This window comes from Acidovorax sp. 1608163 (genome assembly GCF_003669015.1).
In the GTDB taxonomy this organism is placed as follows: domain Bacteria; phylum Pseudomonadota; class Gammaproteobacteria; order Burkholderiales; family Burkholderiaceae_C; genus Acidovorax.
Window position 1 is genome coordinate 1,286,598 of sequence record NZ_CP033069.1, and the last position, 23,105, is coordinate 1,309,702.

Consider the following 23,105-nt stretch of genomic DNA (forward strand, 5'->3'; position numbering starts at 1 on the left):
GAAAGACTTTAAATTTATCAAGATCGAACTGTAGAGTTTGATCCTGGCTCAGATTGAACGCTGGCGGCATGCCTTACACATGCAAGTCGAACGGTAACAGGTCTTCGGATGCTGACGAGTGGCGAACGGGTGAGTAATACATCGGAACGTGCCCGATCGTGGGGGATAACGAAGCGAAAGCTTTGCTAATACCGCATAAGATCTAAGGATGAAAGCAGGGGACCGCAAGGCCTTGCGCGAACGGAGCGGCCGATGGCAGATTAGGTAGTTGGTGGGATAAAAGCTTACCAAGCCGACGATCTGTAGCTGGTCTGAGAGGACGACCAGCCACACTGGGACTGAGACACGGCCCAGACTCCTACGGGAGGCAGCAGTGGGGAATTTTGGACAATGGGCGAAAGCCTGATCCAGCCATGCCGCGTGCAGGATGAAGGCCTTCGGGTTGTAAACTGCTTTTGTACGGAACGAAAAGACTCTGGTTAATACCTGGGGTCCATGACGGTACCGTAAGAATAAGCACCGGCTAACTACGTGCCAGCAGCCGCGGTAATACGTAGGGTGCAAGCGTTAATCGGAATTACTGGGCGTAAAGCGTGCGCAGGCGGTTATATAAGACAGATGTGAAATCCCCGGGCTCAACCTGGGAACTGCATTTGTGACTGTATAGCTAGAGTACGGTAGAGGGGGATGGAATTCCGCGTGTAGCAGTGAAATGCGTAGATATGCGGAGGAACACCGATGGCGAAGGCAATCCCCTGGACCTGTACTGACGCTCATGCACGAAAGCGTGGGGAGCAAACAGGATTAGATACCCTGGTAGTCCACGCCCTAAACGATGTCAACTGGTTGTTGGGTCTTCACTGACTCAGTAACGAAGCTAACGCGTGAAGTTGACCGCCTGGGGAGTACGGCCGCAAGGTTGAAACTCAAAGGAATTGACGGGGACCCGCACAAGCGGTGGATGATGTGGTTTAATTCGATGCAACGCGAAAAACCTTACCCACCTTTGACATGTATGGAATCCTTTAGAGATAGAGGAGTGCTCGAAAGAGAGCCATAACACAGGTGCTGCATGGCTGTCGTCAGCTCGTGTCGTGAGATGTTGGGTTAAGTCCCGCAACGAGCGCAACCCTTGCCATTAGTTGCTACGAAAGGGCACTCTAATGGGACTGCCGGTGACAAACCGGAGGAAGGTGGGGATGACGTCAAGTCCTCATGGCCCTTATAGGTGGGGCTACACACGTCATACAATGGCTGGTACAGAGGGTTGCCAACCCGCGAGGGGGAGCTAATCCCATAAAGCCAGTCGTAGTCCGGATCGCAGTCTGCAACTCGACTGCGTGAAGTCGGAATCGCTAGTAATCGCGGATCAGAATGTCGCGGTGAATACGTTCCCGGGTCTTGTACACACCGCCCGTCACACCATGGGAGCGGGTTCTGCCAGAAGTAGGTAGCCTAACCGTAAGGAGGGCGCTTACCACGGCAGGGTTCGTGACTGGGGTGAAGTCGTAACAAGGTAGCCGTATCGGAAGGTGCGGCTGGATCACCTCCTTTCTGGAAAACTGCATTCAATATTGAACGCCCACACTTATCGGTTGTTGGAACAAGCTGCTGACTTGCGAAGTCATTCGCAAGAAGGCGGAATGGGTCTGTAGCTCAGCTGGTTAGAGCACTGTGTTGATAACGCAGGGGTCGTTGGTTCGAGCCCAACTAGACCCACCATATTCCAATAGACGGATACGTGAGAGGAAATTGGGGGATTAGCTCAGCTGGGAGAGCACCTGCTTTGCAAGCAGGGGGTCGTCGGTTCGATCCCGTCATCCTCCACCACCAACAAGCATAGGACTTCAACACCAAAGCGGCTTTGCAAAAGGCCACTTTGTTGTTGATCAATATCGATTGATCAATCGGCTGTTCTTTAAAAATTCATAGAGTCGAATCAGAGTTGTCAGAGGAAACTGCACATTCGTAAAGGTTTAGTGCAGACCGTGCCTCTGATGACAATTTTTTGATTGCGTCAAAACGAATATTCAATAAGCGAAAGCTGATTGAAATTCAGTAATGACGAATGTTCTCAGATGAAAGGTAGAAATACCTGGAGTCGAGGAATTATTCACATTACGGCATAACGCGTCAGGTGAAAGACCTGGCAAGTCCTTGAAAATAATGGCGATATCTTGAAAGAGATGTCAAAGTTATAGGGTCAAGTGACTAAGAGCATGTGGTGGATGCCTTGGCGATTACAGGCGACGAAAGACGTGATAGCCTGCGATAAGCTTCGGGGAGCTGGCAAATAAGCTTTGATCCGGAGATTTCTGAATGGGGAAACCCACCTCGCAAGAGGTATCGCATACTGAATACATAGGTATGCGAAGCGAACCGGGTGAACTGAAACATCTCAGTAGCTCGAGGAAAAGACATCAACCGAGATTCCGAAAGTAGTGGCGAGCGAAATCGGAAGAGCCTTCTAGTGATAGCACGACTGTTAGCAAAACGAAATGGAAAGTTCGGCCATAGCAGGTGATAGCCCTGTATGCGAAAACAGACGTGTGGTACTAAGTTAGAGAAAAGTAGGGCGGGACACGAGAAATCCTGTCTGAATATGGGGGGACCATCCTCCAAGGCTAAATACTCGTAATCGACCGATAGTGAACCAGTACCGTGAGGGAAAGGCGAAAAGAACCCCGGGAGGGGAGTGAAATAGATCCTGAAACCGCATGCTTACAAAAAGTAGGAGCCCGCAAGGGTGACTGCGTACCTTTTGTATAATGGGTCAGCGACTTACATTCAGTGGCAAGGTTAACCGAATAGGGAAGCCGTAGAGAAATCGAGTCCGAATAGGGCGAATCAGTCGCTGGGTGTAGACCCGAAACCAAGTGATCTATCCATGGCCAGGATGAAGGTGCCGTAACAGGTACTGGAGGTCCGAACCCACTAGTGTTGCAAAACTAGGGGATGAGCTGTGGATAGGGGTGAAAGGCTAAACAAACTTGGAAATAGCTGGTTCTCTCCGAAAACTATTTAGGTAGTGCCTCAAGTATTACCGTCGGGGGTAGAGCACTGTTTAGGCTAGGGGGTCATGGCGACTTACCAAACCTATGCAAACTCCGAATACCGACGAGTACAGCTTGGGAGACAGAGCACCGGGTGCTAACGTCCGGACTCAAGAGGGAAACAACCCAGACCGCCAGCTAAGGTCCCTAAAATTGGCTAAGTGGGAAACGAAGTGGGAAGGCTAAAACAGTCAGGATGTTGGCTTAGAAGCAGCCATCATTTAAAGAAAGCGTAATAGCTCACTGATCGAGTCGTCCTGCGCGGAAGATGTAACGGGGCTAAGCCAGTTACCGAAGCTGCGGATGTGCAATTTATTGCACGTGGTAGGAGAGCGTTCTGTAGGCCTGTGAAGGTGTCTGGTAACGGATGCTGGAGGTATCAGAAGTGCGAATGCTGACATGAGTAGCGTTAAAGGGGGTGAAAAGCCCCCTCGCCGTAAGCGCAAGGTTTTCTACGCAACGTTCATCGGCGTAGAGTGAGTCGGCCCCTAAGGCGAGGCAGAGATGCGTAGCTGATGGGAAACAGGTCAATATTCCTGTACCGATCAATAGTGCGATGTGGGGACGGAGAAGGTTAGCTCAGCCAACTGTTGGATATGTTGGTTCAAGCCTGTAGTCGTGCCTGGTAGGCAAATCCGCCGGGCTTAGATGAGGGGTGATAACGAGTCTGCTTGCAGACGAAGTGAGTGATACCCTGCTTCCAGGAAAAGCCACTAAGCTTCAGCTATTGACGACCGTACCGCAAACCGACACTGGTGCGCGAGATGAGTATTCTAAGGCGCTTGAGAGAACTCAGGAGAAGGAACTCGGCAAATTGATACCGTAACTTCGGGAGAAGGTATGCCCCAAGTAGGTGAACTCGTACAGAGGGAGCCCAAAGGGGTTGCAAAAAATCGGTGGCTGCGACTGTTTAATAAAAACACAGCACTCTGCAAACACGAAAGTGGACGTATAGGGTGTGACGCCTGCCCGGTGCTGGAAGATTAAATGATGGGGTGCAAGCTCTTGATTGAAGTCCCAGTAAACGGCGGCCGTAACTATAACGGTCCTAAGGTAGCGAAATTCCTTGTCGGGTAAGTTCCGACCTGCACGAATGGCGTAACGATGGCCACACTGTCTCCTCCTGAGACTCAGCGAAGTTGAAATGTTTGTGATGATGCAATCTCCCCGCGGAAAGACGGAAAGACCCCATGAACCTTTACTGTAGCTTTGTATTGGACTTTGAACAGATCTGTGTAGGATAGGTGGGAGGCTTTGAAGTGAGGACGCTAGTTCTCATGGAGCCAACGTTGAAATACCACCCTGGTGTGTTTGAGGTTCTAACCTAGGTCCATTATCTGGATCGGGGACAGTGCATGGTAGGCAGTTTGACTGGGGCGGTCTCCTCCCAAAGCGTAACGGAGGAGTTCGAAGGTACGCTAGTTACGGTCGGACATCGTGACGATAGTGCAATGGCATAAGCGTGCTTAACTGCGAGACTGACAAGTCGAGCAGATGCGAAAGCAGGACATAGTGATCCGGTGGTTCTGTATGGAAGGGCCATCGCTCAACGGATAAAAGGTACTCTGGGGATAACAGGCTGATACCGCCCAAGAGTTCATATCGACGGCGGTGTTTGGCACCTCGATGTCGGCTCATCTCATCCTGGGGCTGTAGCCGGTCCCAAGGGTATGGCTGTTCGCCATTTAAAGAGGTACGTGAGCTGGGTTTAAAACGTCGTGAGACAGTTTGGTCCCTATCTTCCGTGGGCGCTGCAGATTTGAGGAAGCCTGCTCCTAGTACGAGAGGACCGGAGTGGACACACCTCTGGTGTATCGGTTGTCACGCCAGTGGCATTGCCGAGTAGCTAAGTGTGGAAGAGATAACCGCTGAAAGCATCTAAGCGGGAAACTCGTTTCAAGATGAGATCTGCCGGGGCCTTGAGCCCCCTAAAGAGTCGTTCAAGACCAGGACGTTGATAGGTCAGGTGTGGAAGCGCAGTAATGCGTTAAGCTAACTGATACTAATTGCTCGTGAGGCTTGACCCTATAACTTTGATAGCCAACGCTCAAGCAGTCATGCTTGTGTGAAAAGCTCAAAGATTGTTATGCCAAGTTGACGCAGTCAAAACACATAAAATCTGATTCCAAACTCTATGAATTCGCCAGGCTGTTCCACGAACAGCCCAGCACCAAGTTATGCCTGATGACCATAGCAAGTTGGTACCACTCCTTCCCATCCCGAACAGGACAGTGAAACGACTTTGCGCCGATGATAGTGCGGGTTCCCGTGTGAAAGTAGGTCATCGTCAGGCTCTTATAGCCCCAATACCCCCAGTCCATAAGGATTGGGGGGTTTTGCGTTATGGGTATTGAATTTGCAATAAATGGCAAGTCCGAATCGCAATGCAGTTACAAGATATTCTTTTTTCTCAGGGGTTTGGTACGCGTCGCGTGTGTGCAGGGTTGGTTCAGCAAGGTTGGGTGTCGGTCGCCGATGTTCCTTCCTCTGACAGTTTTGAGTTGATTACCGATTCAACCCGGGATTTCAATCCCAAGGATTTGCGGTTACGTGTACAGGGTGTTGAGTGGCCATGGTGTGAGAAGGCCTACATTCTGTTGTACAAGCCCGAGGGCACAGAGTGCTCCCAAAAGCCCTCAATCCACCCCAGCGTTTACACGCTTTTACCTGCCCCTCTAAGGCAACGACCCAACAAAAATGCGATTCAGGGGGTCCAAGCGGTTGGGCGCCTAGACCAAGACACTACAGGTTTGCTGCTGCTCAGTGATGATGGGCAGTTCATCCATCGGATGACCTCGCCTAAAAAGCATGTGCCTAAGGTTTACGAGGTCACAACCAAGCACCCTCTTGATGAAAATCAAATTCAACGCCTGTTAGGTGGCGTGGTTTTGGATGATGATCCCGTGCCTGTGCGCGCCGCAGCGGCTCAGATGGTGGGTTCGACGCATTTGAAGCTCACTTTGCTGGAAGGCAAGTACCATCAAGTCAAACGAATGCTTGCAGCAGTGGGGAACCGCGTGGAGCGTTTGCACCGGTCGCAGATTGGGGCGCTTGTTTTGCCTGAGTCGATGAAGCCCGGCGATTGGATGTGGCTGGATGCAACCCATCTGAAAGAGTTGGGCTTCCGCGCGTGATTGGTTTCATGAGGTCTGTGAACATTGCACGTGCTTTGCATGCTTAGAGTGCGTTTATTCAAAAGGTAGCTTGTGGGTTTTTCTGTCTATTCCCGTTTTGTCCCCATCTTTTTGGCATCGACGCTGCTCTCCGTGTCAGCTTTCGCCGCTCAGTCCCCACCATTGTTTGTGCTGAACTCGCTGGATGCAAACGTCAGCGTGATCAACCCAGAGACCTGGACTGAGACACAGCGGATTGCTACCGGCAAAGAACCGCATCACCTGTATCTGACGCCCGATGAGCGTTCGCTGATCATTGCGAACGCCTTGAGTGACACTTTGACGTTTATCGATCCTCGTACTGCAGAAGTGCAGCGGACAGTCCGGGACATTGTCGACCCCTACCAATTGCGTTTTACGCCAGACATGAAGTGGTTGGTTACGGCTGCCAACCGTTTGAATCACGTGGATTTTTATAAATGGGATGGCAAGGATTTGACCTTGGTGAAGCGGGTTGCTACCTCACGCACCCCTAGCCATGTTTGGATTGATAGCAAAAGTACCACGGCTTACGTCACGATGCAGGACAGTGACGAGCTGGTTGCAATGGACATCGCCTCTCAGTCCATCAAGTGGCGCATCAAAACCGGACCTATGCCTGCCGATGTGTATGGCAGCGCAGATGACAAGAAGTTATTTGTCGGGCTGACCGGCAGTGACAGCGTAGAGGTCTTTGACGTGTCTGCTTCGCAGCCTCAGAGCATCAAGAAAATCAAAACGGGCAGTGGCGCACATGCTTTTCGCGCGACAGGGGACGGCAAACATCTGTATGTGAGCAACCGAGTGGCCAATACGATCAGCAAGATTGATATGCAACGCCAGGAGGTGGTTGAGAGCTATCCAGTGCCGGGTGGCCCCGATTGCATGGATGTGTCTGCAGATGGTCGATATATTTATGTGAGTTCCCGCTGGGCGAAGAAGCTGTCGGTCGTCGACACCGTTGAGAAAAAAGTCGTCCGCCAGGTTCCGGTAGGCAAATCACCCCATGGCGTCTGGACTTTGCAGCACGCACCGCGTTGATACGCACAAAAAGTAGCTCAACATGCGAGCCTTGGTTGTGCCTTTGCTGTCTTGCGGAGTGTTGTTTGCTTCTTCAGTCTTCGCAACGTCCGTCGAGCCTTGTCGTCAGCCGCTTTATTTGACATTTGATACGGGCCACATGGGCGTGGCCCCATTGATCGCGGATGTGTTGGCGAGACACAAGGTGCTGGTCACTTTTTTCGCGGCAAATGAGAAAACCAAAGAAGGCGATGGCAGCCTGGGTGACTATTGGGCTCCTTGGTGGCGTGATCGGGCAAAAGAGGGGCATGCGTTTGCATCGCACACCTTTAACCACGTTTACTGGCAATCGGATGTGAGCGCGTCTGCCTTCAGGGTCAAGCCTTCGGCAGGGTCTCGCCAAGGCGAATCTTTTGTGATGAACACTGCAGCCTATTGCTCTGAACTCACACAAGCTTCACAACGACTTGAAGCTCTCACCGGGCAGGCGACCTTGCCACTGTTCCGGGCGCCTGGTGGAAAGCTCTCCCCGGCATTGGAGCAGGCCGCAAAATCCTGCGGCTACAGCCACGTAGGCTGGGCTCAAGCAGGTTTTTTGGGTGATGAACTGCCCAGCGAAAAGTTCGGTAACGCCAAGTTACTTGCCAAGGCTCTGCGGGACATACGCAGTGGCGATATTTTGATGGCCCATCTTGGAATCTGGTCACGGCAAGAGCCCTGGGCTCCCGCCGTGTTGGAGCCTTTGATCGTGGGATTGAAGCAAAAAGGGTTTTGCTTTAAGACCTTGAGAGAACATCCCCAGCTTGGTCTTGTTGGTCGTCGATGATTCTTTGCGGTCGCTTGCGTTGAAAGAAATTGAGGTCGCTGTTTTATGGAATGGGTCGCCAGTATTTTTGATGCCGCGCAGCAGTGGATTTTTGAAAGCGTCATGCAGCCGCTTTTGTTTGCGATGGGCTTGGGGGGCATCCTTGAGTCAGGTTACGACGCGGCAGGTTGGCTACTGGTTGGTGCGCTTCAAATTGCAGTGATTTGTCTGGTGATTGGGCCCTTGCAGAAATGGCGGCCTGTAGAGCTGGTGGTGGATCGCGCCGCAGTGCGCGTGGATGTGCTTTACACCTTGATCCATCGACTTGGGTTGTTCCGCGTCGCGATGTTCTTTCTTTTGGCGCCAGTGATGGATTCGCTGTTTGGCGTGCTGAGGCTGGCGGGTTTCAGCCCTTTGCAACTAGACGGATTGCTGCCTGGCTGGACAGATATTCCTTGGGTCAGCTTGATCGTTTACTTGGTGGTATTCGATTTTGTGGACTACTGGATTCACCGAGGTCAACATTATTTTGAATGGTGGTGGAAGCTGCACGCACTGCATCACTCGCAGCGGCAAATGACCATGTGGACCGATAACCGCAATCACCTGTTGGATGACGTATTGCGGGATGTCATTTGGGTGGTCGTTGCACAGTGCATTGGCGTGGCACCGGCCCAGTTCATTGCGATCGTGGCGATTGCCCAGTTGAGCGAGAGCTTTCAGCACGCCAACCTACGAGTGTGGTTTGGAGTGATTGGTGAGCGCCTCTGGGTGAGCCCGCGATTCCACCGCTTGCATCACAGCATCGGTATCGGCCATGAAACTGTGAAGGACGCCCGCCGTGGTGCAGATGGGCAGGTTGTACCGGCAAAACATGTCGTGCTGGGTGGCCATAATTTTGGCGTGCTCTTACCCTGGTGGGACATGTTGATGGGGACCGCTAATTTTGAACAACGCTATGACCCCACTGGAGTCCGCGATCAGATCGAGCCCGACGCCAATGGCAGGGTACGTGACTATGGGCAGGGATTCTGGTCGCAGCAATGGCGCGGAGTGTTGCGTTTGTTGGGGCGCGCGTAGGCGTATTCAAGGCTTTTCTGCAGGCGCGTTATGCTCGCGCTATGGGTCTGCTTTTTGATTCCTTTTGGCGTGCTGCCGCATATTGTTTGCGCCCACGCGTCATGCTGCTGTCTGCGGCGCCGCTGGTATTGATGGCGATTTTGGCGTTGGTGTCGCATCACTTTTATTGGGATAGCGCCGTTGCTGCAATGACCCGATTGCTGGATGGCTCCTCCCTCTTGTCCAGTGTTTTGACGTGGCTGGAAGCCTGGGGCGTGTCGAGCGTGCTGGACTGGCTGGCGCCGCTGATGCTGGTGCTACTGGTGTCTCCTGTTTTGGTTGTGTTGTCACTCCTGGGGGTGGCACTGCTCATGACGCCTGCCTTGGTCAACATGGTGGCTGCCAGGCGATTTCCCCAGCTGATGCGTAAGCAAGGGGGGACTTTCATCTCTGGCCTGCTTTGGTCCATCGCGTCCACGCTGATGGCGCTGGTGGCGTTGGTGGTCTCTATGCCCCTCTGGCTGGTGCCACCTCTGGTGCTGGTGCTGCCGCCATTGATTTGGGGCTGGCTGAGCTACAGGGTCATGGCATTCGATGCCTTGGCAGAGCATGCGACCCAGGAAGAGCGCATGGAGCTGTTTAAACGGTACCGCCCCAGTTTGCTAGGGATCGGCATATTGACCGGATACCTGGGGGCTGCACCGAGCATTGTTTGGGCCTCCGGTGTGGTGTTTGCCGCGGCTTTTGTGGCGCTGCTACCGTTAGCGATCTGGATTTACACCCTGGTCTTTGCGTTTTCCTCGCTCTGGTTTGCCCATTTTTGTCTTCATGCGCTGGAGCGTTTACGAGCGGAGCGTGAACTGCGGGCCCAACCTGTCGAGGGGAATTCCCTGGCCCGGGATGTCTCGGCGTCTGACCCTCCCCATGCGCCTGATGCCAACAACCTCACAGAGCAACATAGAGCTGCGCCATGACCCCTCACTTTGGTTTGATCATCGTTGGCGATGAAATCCTGTCCGGCAAGCGTGCGGACAAGCACATGCCCAAGGCCATAGAGTTGCTTGCAGCCCGTGGCCTGTCGCTGTCCTACGCTGACTACGTGGGAGATAACCCCGCCCGCCTCACGGCCACGTTGCAGCGAGCCTTTGCCTCGGGTGACGTGGTCTTCTCCTGCGGTGGGATTGGCGCAACGCCTGACGATCACACCAGGCAATGCGCTGGGGCTGCGTTGGGGCGTGAGCTGGCGCTGCACGAAGGTGCCGCAGCGCTGATCCGCGAGCGAATGCAGGATGTGGCGCGGGAGCAGGGCGTTGCATATGAGCCCGAGCGCGCGGACAATCTGCATCGATTGAACATGGGTGTCTTCCCTCAAGGGGCAGAAATCATTCCTAACCCGTACAACAAAATTCCAGGTTTCAGTTGTCTGGGCGAGGGTGGTGGCAGGGTACATTTCGTACCCGGCTTTCCCGTCATGGCGTGGCCCATGATGGAGTGGGCGTTAGACCACTACTACCAGGACCACTTTCACTCAGCCCCCAAGTCGAGCGCTCGGTGATTGTGTTTGGCGCCATGGAGTCGTCGCTGACGCCGCTCATGGAGCAGATTGAGCAAAGCCACCATGGCCTGCGTGTTTTCAGCCTGCCCAGTGTGGATCACCCCCAATATGGGCGCCACATTGAGCTCGGGGTGAAGGGGCCCAAAGACCTGGTGCCCGCCGGTTGGAGCAGCTTGCTGCAGGGATTGCACTCAATTGGTGCAAATTTAGGCCCTGAATTGGTGCGATCTTTGTGAGTGGGTTGGTTTTTTGTGAGGTTTGATTTCTTTTGGTGCATTGCTTTGTCCTCGGCACTTCAGATGCCAAGGCTTTGCGCCACGGTAGTGCAGTGGTTGTGGCCAGTTGGCACGCAACCTGCTTAATTTCGTTAAATTTTTTCAACAAGCGCTTTACCCAGGAGAACCTGATGGCCAAGACCGTTGCAGATGTGATGAAGATGGTGAAGGAAAACGAAGTCAAGTTCGTTGACTTCCGTTTCACCGATACCCGTGGCAAGCAGCAGCACACCACGGTGCCTGTCTCTCACTTCGACGAAGACAAGTTCATTTCGGGCCACGCCTTTGACGGCTCTTCAATCGCTGGTTGGAAGGGCATTGAAGCCTCCGACATGCAGCTGATCCCTGACCCCAGCACGGCCAACATCGATCCCTTCTTTGAAGAAACCACGCTGATCCTGACCTGCGACGTGATCGAGCCCAGCGATGGCAAGGCCTATGACCGCGATCCACGCTCCATCGCCAAGCGCGCTGAAGCCTACCTGAAGGCTTCTGGCCTGGGCGACACAGCTTACTTCGGCCCCGAGCCAGAATTCTTCATCTTCGACGGCGTTCGCTGGAGCACAGAGCCCAACAACACCTTCTACGAAATCGACGAATACGAAGCCCCCTGGAACACTGGCGCCAAGCTCGAAGGTGGCAACCGTGGTCACCGTCCCACCGTCAAGGGCGGCTACTTCCCCGTGCCTCCGGTTGACAGCACGCAAGACATGCGCGCTGAAATGTCCTTGATCCTCGAATCCCTGGGCATTCCCGTCGAAGTGTTCCACCACGAAGTGGCGGGCGCTGGCCAGAACGAAATCGGCACCCGTTTCAGCACGCTGGTTGAGCGCGCTGACTGGACCATCCTGCAAAAGTACGTGATCCACAACGTGGCCAACGCCTACGGCAAGACGGCTACGTTCATGCCCAAGCCATACCACGGTGACAACGGCTCCGGCATGCACGTGCACCAGTCCGTCTGGAAGGATGGCAAGAACCTGTTTGCTGGCGACGGCTATGCAGGCCTGTCTGACTATGCCCTGTACTACATCGGCGGCATCATCAAGCACGCCCGTGCCCTGAACGCCATCACCAACCCTGGTACCAACAGCTACAAGCGCCTGGTGCCCCACTTCGAAGCCCCGGTGAAGCTGGCTTACTCGGCCAAGAACCGTTCTGCCTCGATCCGCATCCCTTACGTGGCCAACCCCAAGGGCCGTCGTGTGGAAGCCCGATTCCCCGATCCACTGATGAACCCCTACCTGGGCTTCGCAGCCCTGCTGATGGCGGGCCTGGACGGCGTGGAAAACAAGATCCATCCTGGCGAAGCCGCTACGAAGGACCTGTACCATCTGCCCCCAGAAGAAGACAAGCTGGTGCCTACCGTGTGCCACAGCCTGGACCAAGCGCTGGAGCACCTGGACAAGGACCGTGCATTCCTGACCAAGGGTGGTGTGTTCACCGACAGCATGATCGACGCCTACATCGATCTGAAGATGAACGAAGTGACCCGCTTCCGCATGGCAGTGCACCCTGTCGAGTACGACATGTACTACTCGCTCTGATAGCCCGCAACGCGGCTGTCACTTGCCAAAAAGGCGGCTTCGGCCGCCTTTTTTTATGGAACATTGGTGAGCGCGGTTTATCCACCCCAGCAGGGCCGTCGTGTAAAGCGTTGCATCCTTACACAAATCCCTGCCAGCCGTGCCCATCGCTACATTGGCGATGCGGAGTGATTGGGAGATACTCCACGGCAACCCTGCATGCACTGTGCGAGGAAAATCTATGAACAAAACGCTACTCACCCTGTGGATCTTGGCGGCGCTGCCAGTCGCCGCCCTGGCGCAAGACCGCATCTACCGCTGCGGCAACGAATACACCAACAATGCCACCCAGGCCAAAGAGCGTGGCTGCAAACTGGTTGAAGGTGGCAACGTCACCGTCATCCAGGGGTCGCGGCCTTCGGGCGGCGGCGGGGCCTCGTCTGGTGGCTCTTCCGCTTCTTCCTCTGCCTCGTCGTCATCCCCCGCTGGAGCACCGCGTGTCAGCAACAACGACCAGCGTGCGCGCGACTCTGATGCACGCGCAATCCTCGAGTCCGAGTTGCGCAAGGCCGAGGCTCGGCAGGCGGAACTGGTCAAGGAATACAACGGCGGCGCGCCAGAGCGCAATGCGCTGGATTTGCGCAACCCACAGCGCTACATGGAGCGCACTGCCGAGCTCAAGGCCGCAGTCGCCCGCAGCGAGAGCGATGTCGCTGGCATCAAACGCGAACTGAGCCGTTTACCCGCCAACTGATATTTTCACTGTGACAACAAACCACACGGCTGATGCCACTCAGGGCCTCAGCCGTTTTCATTCGCTGGACCTGCTGTCCACCCTGATCGCCGTGTTGCGCACCGATGGCTCGGTGCAGTTTGCCAATGCGGCTCTGGAAAACACGCTGGGGCTGTCGCGCCGCACGCTCGAGGGGGCTGACTTCTCGGCCTTTTTCACCGACCCCGCCTTGCTGCAAACGGCCCTGTCGGGTGCCAAGGTGCAGGACTTTGCCGCGCTGCGCTTTGAGGCCAGCCTGCGGCGCCTGACCCAGGACCCAGTGCCTGTGCATGTGAACGTGGCGGCTTCAGAGCGCCTGGGTGAAATGCTGGTGGAGCTGTGGCCGCTGGAGCAGCAGGCCCGGCAGGACCGCGAGGAGCGCCTGCGGGAACAGGCCCTGGCCAACAAAGAGTTGATTCGCAATCTGGCGCACGAAATCAAGAACCCCTTGGGGGGCATTCGCGGCGCAGCCCAGTTGCTGGAGATGGACCTGGAAAGCCGTGAACTCAAGGAGTACACCCAGGTCATCATCCACGAAGCCGATCGGCTGCAAAGCCTGGTCGACCGCTTGCTGGCCCCCCACCGCCACCCCCACTTGGTGGGGGATGTGAACATCCACGAGGTGTGTGAGCGTGTGCGCTCGCTGGTGTTGGTGGAATACCCGCAGGGCCTCAAAGTCGTGCGCGACTACGACACCTCCATCCCTGAGTTTCGCGGCGACCGCGCCCAGCTGATTCAGGCCTTGCTCAACGTGGTACAGAACGCCGCCCAGGCCCTGACCGAGCGCATTGCGCAAGGCGATGCCGTCATCACCCTGCGCACCCGCGTGGCCCGGCAGGTCACCTTTGGCCGGCAGCGTTATCGCCTGGCATTGGAATTGCATGTCATCGACAACGGACCGGGGGTGCCCGATGCCATCAAAGAGCGGATTTTTTACCCTCTGGTGTCGGGGCGCGATGGCGGGTCGGGCTTGGGTTTGACGCTGGCACAGACGTTTGTGCAGCGCCACCATGGGTTGATCGAGTGCGACAGCGTGGCGGGTCGCACCGACTTCCGAATCCTGATTCCACTCCCCTGAGGTCCGAGGCACACAACCACAGGGAAGGTAGAAACACATGAAGCCGATCTGGTTAGTAGATGATGACCCGTCGATCCGCTTCGTCCTGGAAAAAGCGCTGGCCCGCGAGAACCTGCCCACGCGCAGCTTCACCCACCCCCGCGAAGTGCTGGATGCGCTGGCCGATGTGACCGCGGGCGACCCCGCCCGGCAAGGCCCGCAGGTGCTGGTCAGCGACATTCGCATGCCTGGTGGCTCGGGCCTGCAGTTGCTGGAGAAGGTGCGCGAGCTGCAGCCTGGGCTGCCCGTCATCATCATGACGGCGTACTCCGACCTCGACAGCGCCGTCTCGGCCTTCCAGCGCGGTGCGTTTGAATACCTGCCCAAGCCTTTCGACCTGCCCAAGGCGGTCGAGCTGATCCGCCGCGCGGTGGAAGAAAGCCAGCGCGAAGAGGTGACTGAGGAGCGCCAGGCCGAGACGCCCGAGATGCTGGGCCAGGCGCCCGCCATGCAGGACGTGTTCCGCGCCATTGGCCGCCTCTCGCAGAGCCAGGTCACGGTGCTCATCACCGGCGAATCGGGCTCGGGCAAAGAGCTGGTAGCGCGTGCGCTGCACAAGCATTCGCCCGTGGCAGACGGCCCCTTTGTGGCCATCAACACCGCAGCCATCCCCAAAGACTTGCTGGAGTCCGAGCTGTTCGGCCATGAGCGGGGTGCCTTCACCGGCGCGCAAACGCAGCGGCGTGGCCGCTTTGAGCAGGCCGAGGGCGGCACGCTGTTCCTCGACGAAATTGGCGACATGCCTTTTGACCTGCAGACCCGTTTGCTGCGCGTGCTGTCGGATGGGCAGTTTTACCGCGTGGGCGGCCATGCGGCCGTCAAGTCGCATGTGCGCGTGATCGCTGCAACCCACCAGAACCTGGAGCAGCGTGTCAAAGAGGGCGGGTTTCGCGAGGACTTGTTCCACCGCCTGAACGTGATTCGCCTGCGCTTGCCAGCACTGCGCGAGCGCCATGCCGACGTGCCCATGCTCACCCGCCATTTCCTGCAGCAAAGCGCGCGGCAACTGGGAGTGGAGCCCAAACGCATTGCCGACGCGGCCTTGGCCCGCCTGGAGCAGTTTGCCTTTCCTGGCAATGTGCGCCAATTGGAGAACATTTGCCACTGGCTCACGGTGATGGCGCCCGCCCAGGTGATTTCGTTGCAAGACCTGCCCCCTGAGGTGCTCGAAGCCCCCTTGGTGCCGGTGGCCGCTGCAGCGCCAGCCGCAGCACCTGTGGCAACACACGAGCCTGCCCTGGCCGTGCCTGTGGCATTGGCCCCCGTGGCTGCGCCTGCGGCGGCGGTGCCTGCCGATTGGCAACCTGCGGGTGTGAGCCCGGCGGTGCCCTATGCCGCTCCGGCTGCTGCCGTCCCTGTGGGTGCTGGCGCAGACAGGTATGACGCGTCGGGTGCGGGCCCTGCCTCCATCGCCCCTGCGGCCCTCGCGTCGCAAGCGCCTGCCGCCGTACTTGGCTGGGAGCATTCGCTGGAGAGTGATGCGCAGAAGCTGCTGGCCTCTGGCCAGCCCGATGTGTGGGACGCACTGACCCGCCGCTTTGAGTCGCGCCTCATTCGCACGGCCTTGGCGGCCACCCATGGCCGCCGCATGGAGGCCGCACAACGCCTGGGCATTGGCCGCAACACCATCACCCGCAAGATCCAGGAGCTGGGGCTGGATGCGCCGGATGAGGGTTAAAAAGCACTCTAGCGCTTGTTAATAAAGCGCTGGCAGCTATTAAATTTATAGTGATATGTTGATTTCCAAGGACAGCGCGCACCATGCTCGCTGCCCTTGGCGCTTTTGCACATTGGCCTTGCGGCGGCAGTTATTCGCTCGGTGACTCGCCCAGCGTCACCACCACGGGGGTGTGGTCGCTGGGCTGCGGGTTTTTGCGTGGCGCACGGTCTACCACGCAGGCCGTCACGGTGGGGCGCAAGGCCTCGCTGACCAGGATGTGGTCAATGCGCAGTCCCCGGTTTTTCTGGAACCCCAGCATGCGGTAGTCCCACCACGAAAAGCTCTTTTCAGGCTGCTCAAACAGGCGAAACGCATCGGTCAGGCCCAGTGTCAGCAGCGCCTTGAAGTGGTTGCGCTCTTCGGTAGTGTGGTGAATCGTCTCGCGCAGGCCCTCAGGGTCGTAAGAGTCGCGGTCTTCTGGGGCCACGTTGAAGTCGCCCACCAGCACCAGGCGTGGGTGGGTGGCCATTTCTGTGGCAATCCAGTCGTGCAGGGCCTGCAGCCAGCGCATCTTGTAGGCAAACTTTTCTGAGCCTGGTTCCTGCCCATTCACGAAATAGCCATTGAGCAATCGCAAGGGCCCTTCAGGTGTGTCCAGCGTGGCGGCAATGACGCGGGACTGCTCGTCGGCAAAGCCCGGGATGTTGCGCACCACATCGCGCAGCGGCTGGCGGCTGAGGATGGCCACGCCGTTGTACGTTTTTTGCCCGAAAGCGACGGCTTGGTAGCCCGCTTCTTGCAGCGCGGCGTGGGGGAACTTGTCGTCGGTCAGCTTCAGCTCTTGCAGGCACAGCGCATCGACCGGGTTGGCGGCCAGCCAGGCCAGCACTTGGGGCAGGCGAACCGAGAGGGAGTTGACGTTCCAGGTGGCAAGCTTCATGGGATGGGTGGGGTGTGAGGGCCAAGGATGGAGCGCATTAGAACCCCGTTTGGGCACCCCGGTGCGGCACGGGGTCGATGCGCAAGGCCGCATTGTGGTGGCCGCTCGACTCTGAACCGGTTTGAGGGGGTTCTGAGGCCCGATTGCCCTGCAATTTGGGGTGTTGTTTGGGGTGGCCTGGGTTATCCTAGTGGCGCTACGCGGTGGTTTCAGCCCTCGGCGGTTTTCATTGGCTTGGGGGATGGCGTTGGAGCGAGGGTCCCGGATGGGCTTGGACCCCGCGCGCAACGGTTGCTACGCGGTGTCGACCTGTCCTCTATGAACGATCGTCTGTCTTATTCCTCTGCCCTTGTCGAGTCACTGCCAGCGCCGCATTTGCTGGAGATTGTCACTCGCCATACCGGCGCGACGATCTGCGTGGTCGATAACGATTTGAACATCCTGTATGCCAACGAGGCCTATGCGAACTGGTTCAAGGCACGGCCCAGTGAGTTGCTGGGGCGCACTCTGATCTCGCTTTACAGCGAAGCCGCCCGTGTGCAGTTCCAGCCCCACATCAACCGCGCTCTGGCAGGCCACGAGGTGACCTACCAGCGGCAGATTTGCGGCTCCGATGGGCAAGAGGTCTGGTTCTCCATCAGCTTGCACCCTTGGCTGGACCGGGATGGGCAGGTGGGGGGCGTAGTGAACTCGGCCCTGGAGGTGCACGAACTCAAAGTCACCACCGAGGCTTTGCGTGCGGCCAACCAAAAGCTTTTCTCGCACATGGAAAACAGCCCGCTGGCCGTGGTGGAGCTGGATGCCCAGCTGGGGCTGGTGCATTGCTCCAGCCGTGCCACCGAGTGGTTTGGCTGGCACCACGCCTCGCACCAGGGGGAGTCGGTGCTGAACCTGGTGGGTGAAGGCGCGCGAGTGACCGTTCTGCGCAAGGGACTGGGTCAGCTGCTGTCAGGGGCCGAGCGCCAAAACCGCGTAGAGGCCTCCTTTGTCCGACCAGATGGCAGCGTGCAGCATTGCATGTGGTTCAACTCTGCGCTCATCAACCTGCGTGGCGAGACGGTCTCCATCATGTGCCAGATCGAGGACATCACCGAACGCGTGGCCGCCGCCGAGCGCCTGTTGCACCAGGCACAGCACGACTCTTTGACGGGTTTGCTGAACCGGGGGGCGTTCATTGTCCGGGCCCAAGAGGCGGTGAGCAGCCTGGACGAGGCAGATGGCGCGACCGATGGCGTGGTCATCTTGTTCATGGACCTCGATGGCTTCAAGGGCGTGAACGACTGCTATGGCCACCACATGGGCGACACCGTGCTGCGCCTGGTGGCCCAGCGCCTGGCCCACGTCGTGCGCGCGGGCGACACGCTGGCCCGGCTGGGGGGCGATGAGTTCACCATCCTGATGCGTGGCAACCCCAGCCCGCACGACCTCAAGCTGTTCATCGAACGCCTGATGCAGGCCTTTGCCACGCCCTTTGCGCTGCCCGACACCGATGGCGTGCGGGTGACCTTGGGCGTGAGCATTGGGGTGGCCGCCCACCCACCGCTGCCTGCGCAGGTGGACGAGCTGCTGACCCGTGCTGACCACGCCATGTACGAGGCCAAACGGGGTGGCAAGGGCAGCGTGCATTACGCCGTCCCATCCCCCGTTTAATGGGCTGCACAAGCAGTCCGGCAAGGCGCGGCGCCCACGGGCGCCGCTTCGCTCACAAAGGCGCAATGCTCTGCTCGTAGCAGAAGAAGTTGGTCGGGTCGTACTTCGTCTTGACTTCGCGCAGCCGCAGGTACGCCTCGTCGCCCCAATAGGCCTGGGCAAAGTCCTTGAGGTCCCGGTTGGGGTAGTTCTGGTACACGTGCCCGTTCATGTAGGGGCGCAGCAGGTCGTACAGCCCGTCGATCCAGGCCTGCACCTTCACGCGCTCTTCCTCATTGCGCCAGCAGCCATCGATCACGATGTCCATGTCCACATGGCGGTGCACGAAGGCGCTGTCTTTCACCGGGTAGCGGGCAATCGCGCCGCCATAGGGCTCGGTGTAGACCATGCTCCAGGGGTTGACGGCCTTGTGGAACTGGTCGATCACCTTTTGCCACACCGCCTGGGGGATGGGCTTGTCGACATACCCGCTGGCCTTGGTCTCGCGAATGCCGTCGGGCAGGTCTTGCGGCAGGGGGTAGGGGTGGTCTTCAAAGTAGTTGTTCAGATCGGGGTAGGTACCTACCTTGTCCACCACCAATTGCGCGCCAGGGATTTGCAGCAGCGACTGGATGGCTGCGTAGCCCTCGTCGCGCGGGCCGCAGTACATGCCCTGCACCATGTACACCACCTCCCCGTTGTAGTAGCCCAGGTTCATCATGTAGCCCAGCTGGTCGGGGGCTCCCTGGCGGGTGTAATCCTTTTGCAGCAGCTCCAGCACCTGCGCGGCCTGCTCGGCCTGCCAGGTGATGGACCAGCCCCACACCGAGGGCAGGCGCACCATGTGGTAGCTGACCTGCAGCACCACGCCAAAGTTGCCGCCGGTGCCGCCCCGCAAGGCCCAGAACAGATCGGCATGTTCGCCGTCGGCCTTGGCGGTCACCACCTTGCCACTGGCCAGCGCCACGCGAAACGCCGCCGCCTTGTCGCTTTGGATGCCATAGGTCCGCGAGGTATAGCCATAGCCCCCGCCTTGCACAAACCCGGCCACGCACACGCTGCCGCAAGCCCCCGTGGGCACGTGCCAGCCCGTGCCATTGAGTGCGCCGTTGAACACCTCAAACGGCGTGCCGGACAGCACATGCACCAGGGCCCGGTCTTCGTCCAGCACCACGCCCTTCATCTCGCTCAGGTCAATCACCATGCCGCCGGTGTTGACGGAATAGCCTGCTGTGCTGTGCCCGCCCGAGCGGACAGATACCACCAGCCCCGCGTCCCGTGCGACGGCCATGCTCACCAGCACGTCGGTTTCGCAAGCGCAGTAAACAATGACCAGGGGGTAGTACTGGAACGCAGGGTTGGTCTCCTGCCGGTCCGTGTCGTAGTCGGGGTCCCACGGGAAGACCACGTGCCCGACGGTGCGGGATTCCAGGTCGGCTTTTTGGGCCGCCGTCAGCGTGGCGCTTTGGCCAGGGGCCGCCGCTTGCAGGGGCTGTGACAAGAAGTGCGCGATGCGGCGTTGCTTTGCCGTGCGGTTGAGACTTTTCCGATGGGCCATGGACGCTTTTCCTCCGAAGAAAGTCGTCGTTGTAACACGCGTGTTACGTCAAGCCAATGAAAAACAGGCAAGGCAGATGGGCCTGTGGTTTGGATGAAAAAGGCCTCTAGCGCTTCTTGAATAAGCGCTAGCAGCTATGAAATAAGGAGCGGTTAGCGATTGGCCGTGTGCGGTGTGGCTATCGCTCAGCCCCGCACATAGCTCACAAAGTGAAAAGGCAGGCCGTTGGTGCTGACGTGCTGGGTGCGCACGGCCTCCACCCATTGCGCGTCCAGCGTGGGGGCGTAGGCATCGCCGTCAAAGTCTTGCGCAATCTCTGTCACCTCGACCCGGCTGGCCAAGGGCAGGGCCTGGGCGTAGATTTGCGCGCCGCCCATCACCCACACAGGGCGGCCGGGCTCGGTGCTGGCCGCCTGGGCTTGCTGCAGAGCTTGCTCCAGGCTGTCTGCACGCAGCGCACCCTCGGCCTGCCAGTCGCCCTGGCGGGTGACCACGATGTTGGTGCGTCCAGGCAGCGGGCGAAAACGCGGGGGCAGCGAGTCCCAGGTCTTGCGCCCCATGATGACCACGCAGCCCTGCGTGAGCTGCTTGAAGTGCGCCATGTCTTCCGGCAGGTGCCAGGGCATGGCGTTGTCTCTGCCGATCACGCCATTGGCAGCGCGGGCGTAGATGAGGTGCAGTGGCGGCAGGGTCATGGCGCGGGGGCTTCGGTCAGTGGTGCGATCAGATGTGCAGCATGGCCAGCACGCCCACGCCCAGGCCAATGCTTGCTACGCCATACATGCCCCATTCCAGCCACTTCTTGCGCGTCAGCAGGGCAATGGCGGCGAGGGCAATGGCCACTTGCAGCGCCGTGGTGGCCTGGGCCCAGCGGTGGTGCTGGTGCATCTGGGCATCGCTTTGGTGGTCAAACGCGCGGGCATCGGCCTCCAGGCCCTCGGCCACTTTCTTGATCTCGTTCTTTTCGGTCTCGTAGCGGTCAATCTTGGCCTGGTACTTGGTCTTCTCTTGCTCGCCCGGTGTCAGGTCGCGGGCCAGCTCGGCCAGGGACTGCTTGGTGCTTTTGGACTGGAAGTAATTCCACTGGTTGGAGGCCTCGGTCTTCTTGATTGCGGCGTCGTTTTTCATCAACCCCGCATTGGCCTGCGTGGCGCCGCCCATGTAGGCAAAGATGGCGCCCACCGTGGCCACGATGGCGGTGAACATTGCGATCTTGTTGGTGCTGCTGCCGCCGCCGTGCCCTTGCTCGCCGTGGCCGGGGGCGTGGTCGTCCCCGTGGCCTTGGGTGGCGTGCTCGATGGCATGGTCGTGGGGGCCGTGTACGTGGAATCCGCCGGAAGACATGGTGGGTGCTCTTTGTGATGATGGTTGTTGAGTGGATGCCGCAACGGCAATCAGGGCTGCCCTGCGCGAGGAGCCGCTGCAGCGCAAAGCGAACGGGGGACTGGTGTCATTCCGTTTCCAGATTATTCGTGTCTAGGCGCGAAGCCGCAGACAGTGCTGTAGCACGGCAAGGCGAAGCAACAACGACACGGATGATGTGGAAATGGAATCACACCGCCACAGGCGCCTTGATGGCGGGGTGGCATTGGTAGTCCAGCACCTCAAAGTCTTCGTATTCGTACTCGAAGATGCTGGCCGGCTTGCGCTTGATGTTCAGTGTGGGATAGGGGTGGGGCGCACGCGCCAGCTGCGTGGTGACTTGCTCGTAGTGGTTGCTGTAGATGTGGCAATCGCCACCCGTCCAGATGAAGTCACCCACGTCCAAGTCGCACTGCTGCGCCACCATGTGGGTGAGCAGCGCATAGCTGGCAATGTTGAACGGCACGCCCAAAAAGATGTCCGCACTGCGCTGGTAGAGCTGGCAGCTCAGCGTGCCGCGCCCGCCGGGCTCTTGCGCCGGGGCCACGTAGAACTGGAAGAACGCGTGGCAAGGCATCAGCGCCATCTTGTTCAGCTCGGCCACGTTCCAGGCGCTCACGATGATGCGGCGCGAGTCGGGGTTGGTCTTGAGCGTCTGGATCACGTCGCTGATCTGGTCGACGTGCCCGCCGTCCGGCGTGGGCCAGCTGCGCCACTGCACGCCGTACACGGGGCCCAACTCGCCGTCCTCGCGCGCCCATTCGTCCCAGATGCTGACGCCGCGTTCTTTCAGCCAGTTGTTGTTGCTCGACCCCGTGAGGAACCACAGCAGCTCCTGAATGATGGAGCGCAGGTGCACCTTCTTGGTGGTGACCAGCGGAAAGCCTTCCTTCAAATTGAACCGCATTTGGTGGCCGAAGACGCTGCGGGTGCCTGTGCCGGTGCGGTCCGCCTTTGCGACACCGTGCGTGAACACATGGCGCATGAAGTCTTCGTATTGCGAGCGGACGGGGCGGGCGTGTTCGGTCATGGCGGTAGAAGTGCGAAACCGCCGATTTTAGGGTGAGAGCACCGTGCGCGTCTTTGGCGCCCTGCCGCTACCGTGGCTCGGAGGTGGGCTCCGAGTTCTTAAGCTGGCTCTCGTGGGCTGCTCGGTCTCCCCAGCCACCACATGCTGCTGCAGAACTTGCTGGTGAGCGGCCGGCTGCGGCAGGGCGGCTCCATGCACACCATCACTGGCAACCGGCCGCACGAAAGCAGCGCCGAGGCAGCCGCCATCATGGTCTACACCGCCACCGACACTTCGCTGGTAGAGCTGCTGACCGGTGATGAAGAATAGGGTGCGCAGGACCAAGGCCCCCCAAGGTCCCTCAGGGTCCCCGAGGCACTGTCTGCCGATGCCGCCAGGAGGATATGCAGGGCGCATGCGTTAAACAGGCCCGCGACCGTGTTGCGGGGAGGGCGCAGGCGCAAAAAATATTCTGCACACCCCTCTCACTTTGGCGGGCTCATACGGCAAGCAGGTTGAAGTCACTCATTTGTTCCATCCACCTCACTGCCGGAGCCAGCCTTGCCTGCCTGTCTTGCCCCTCTTTCCCGTCCGCCGTTTCGTGCCAGGCCTC

The 23,105-nt window shown here is 58.3% G+C and carries 16 protein-coding genes, 2 tRNA genes, 3 rRNA genes and 1 pseudogene; 17 read left to right on the forward strand and 5 right to left on the reverse strand.

Going from position 1 to position 23,105, the window contains the following annotated elements; translation table 11 throughout:
- Positions 1-25 precede the first annotated feature (25 nt).
- From EAG14_RS05760 to ntrC, 15 genes and pseudogenes are all read left to right on the forward strand, one after another.
- Positions 26-1,554: ribosomal RNA gene (locus EAG14_RS05760) — 16S ribosomal RNA — on the forward strand.
- Between the two features lie 91 nt (positions 1,555-1,645).
- Positions 1,646-1,722 (forward strand) — tRNA-Ile (locus EAG14_RS05765).
- Positions 1,723-1,754: 32 nt separating this feature from the next.
- Positions 1,755-1,830 (forward strand) — tRNA-Ala (locus EAG14_RS05770).
- Positions 1,831-2,201: 371 nt separating this feature from the next.
- A 23S ribosomal RNA gene (locus tag EAG14_RS05775) occupies positions 2,202-5,080 on the forward strand.
- A gap of 153 nt (positions 5,081-5,233) precedes the next feature.
- Positions 5,234-5,346, forward strand: a 5S ribosomal RNA gene (gene rrf / locus EAG14_RS05780).
- Together the 16S, 23S and 5S rRNA genes with 2 tRNA genes alongside form the textbook arrangement of a ribosomal RNA operon.
- A gap of 91 nt (positions 5,347-5,437) precedes the next feature.
- Positions 5,438-6,187 (forward strand): 16S rRNA pseudouridine(516) synthase, encoded by a 750-nt coding sequence (locus EAG14_RS05785; protein ID WP_121728325.1) that lies wholly within the window; start codon positions 5,438-5,440, stop codon positions 6,185-6,187.
- 105 nt (positions 6,188-6,292) lie between these two features.
- Positions 6,293-7,246: a YncE family protein gene (locus EAG14_RS05790; protein ID WP_099658736.1), complete on the forward strand. Its 954-nt coding sequence runs from the start codon at positions 6,293-6,295 to the stop codon at positions 7,244-7,246.
- 22 nt (positions 7,247-7,268) lie between these two features.
- A complete protein-coding gene (locus tag EAG14_RS05795; RefSeq protein WP_121728326.1) occupies positions 7,269-8,051 on the forward strand; it encodes a polysaccharide deacetylase family protein in 783 nt (260 codons plus the stop codon).
- A gap of 45 nt (positions 8,052-8,096) precedes the next feature.
- The gene (locus EAG14_RS05800) at positions 8,097-9,110 is read left to right on the forward strand and encodes a sterol desaturase family protein (protein WP_121728327.1); all 1,014 of its coding nucleotides are present in this window, start codon (positions 8,097-8,099) and stop codon (positions 9,108-9,110) included.
- A gap of 41 nt (positions 9,111-9,151) precedes the next feature.
- Positions 9,152-10,063, forward strand: coding sequence for an EI24 domain-containing protein (locus EAG14_RS05805; RefSeq protein ID WP_121728328.1), 912 nt, complete (start codon positions 9,152-9,154; stop codon positions 10,061-10,063).
- Positions 10,060-10,880: pseudogene (locus EAG14_RS05810) on the forward strand (competence/damage-inducible protein A). Before EAG14_RS05805 ends, EAG14_RS05810 begins: the two are co-directional and overlap by 4 nt.
- Before the next feature lie 170 nt (positions 10,881-11,050).
- Complete coding sequence (glnA, locus tag EAG14_RS05815; protein ID WP_099656249.1) at positions 11,051-12,466, forward strand: type I glutamate--ammonia ligase; 1,416 nt, start codon at positions 11,051-11,053, stop codon at positions 12,464-12,466.
- Positions 12,467-12,686: 220 nt separating this feature from the next.
- Positions 12,687-13,199: a hypothetical protein gene (locus EAG14_RS05820; protein WP_099656248.1), complete on the forward strand. Its 513-nt coding sequence runs from the start codon at positions 12,687-12,689 to the stop codon at positions 13,197-13,199.
- Positions 13,200-13,272: 73 nt separating this feature from the next.
- Complete coding sequence (gene glnL / locus EAG14_RS05825) at positions 13,273-14,295, forward strand: nitrogen regulation protein NR(II) (RefSeq protein ID WP_099658735.1); 1,023 nt, start codon at positions 13,273-13,275, stop codon at positions 14,293-14,295.
- A 37-nt stretch (positions 14,296-14,332) separates the two neighbouring features.
- On the forward strand, positions 14,333-16,012 hold the full coding sequence (gene ntrC, locus EAG14_RS05830) for a nitrogen regulation protein NR(I) (protein ID WP_121728329.1): 1,680 nt from the start codon (positions 14,333-14,335) through the stop codon (positions 16,010-16,012).
- A 130-nt stretch (positions 16,013-16,142) separates the two neighbouring features.
- Here the strand turns inward: ntrC and xth are convergent, their stop codons facing one another.
- Positions 16,143-16,934 (reverse strand): exodeoxyribonuclease III, encoded by a 792-nt coding sequence (xth, locus tag EAG14_RS05835; RefSeq protein WP_121728330.1) that lies wholly within the window; start codon positions 16,932-16,934, stop codon positions 16,143-16,145.
- A gap of 318 nt (positions 16,935-17,252) precedes the next feature.
- On the opposite strand from xth, the gene EAG14_RS05840 reads away from it, so the two are divergent.
- A complete protein-coding gene (locus EAG14_RS05840; protein WP_162995920.1) occupies positions 17,253-18,584 on the forward strand; it encodes a diguanylate cyclase in 1,332 nt (443 codons plus the stop codon).
- A 52-nt stretch (positions 18,585-18,636) separates the two neighbouring features.
- Here EAG14_RS05840 and EAG14_RS05845 read toward each other — a convergent pair whose 3' ends face one another.
- The 4 genes from EAG14_RS05845 to EAG14_RS05860 form a co-directional block, all read right to left on the reverse strand.
- The gene (locus EAG14_RS05845) at positions 18,637-20,121 is read right to left on the reverse strand and encodes an FAD-binding oxidoreductase (RefSeq protein ID WP_121728332.1); all 1,485 of its coding nucleotides are present in this window, start codon (positions 20,119-20,121) and stop codon (positions 18,637-18,639) included.
- A gap of 185 nt (positions 20,122-20,306) precedes the next feature.
- The gene (locus EAG14_RS05850; RefSeq protein ID WP_121728333.1) at positions 20,307-20,816 is read right to left on the reverse strand and encodes a dihydrofolate reductase; all 510 of its coding nucleotides are present in this window, start codon (positions 20,814-20,816) and stop codon (positions 20,307-20,309) included.
- A 28-nt stretch (positions 20,817-20,844) separates the two neighbouring features.
- On the reverse strand, positions 20,845-21,465 hold the full coding sequence (locus EAG14_RS05855; RefSeq protein ID WP_121728334.1) for a DUF4337 domain-containing protein: 621 nt from the start codon (positions 21,463-21,465) through the stop codon (positions 20,845-20,847).
- A gap of 208 nt (positions 21,466-21,673) precedes the next feature.
- A complete protein-coding gene (locus EAG14_RS05860) occupies positions 21,674-22,513 on the reverse strand; it encodes a thymidylate synthase (protein WP_121728335.1) in 840 nt (279 codons plus the stop codon).
- Between the two features lie 141 nt (positions 22,514-22,654).
- Between EAG14_RS05860 and EAG14_RS22675 the strand changes: the two genes are divergently transcribed.
- On the forward strand, positions 22,655-22,822 hold the full coding sequence (locus EAG14_RS22675) for a hypothetical protein (RefSeq protein ID WP_162995921.1): 168 nt from the start codon (positions 22,655-22,657) through the stop codon (positions 22,820-22,822).
- Positions 22,823-23,105 lie beyond the last annotated feature (283 nt).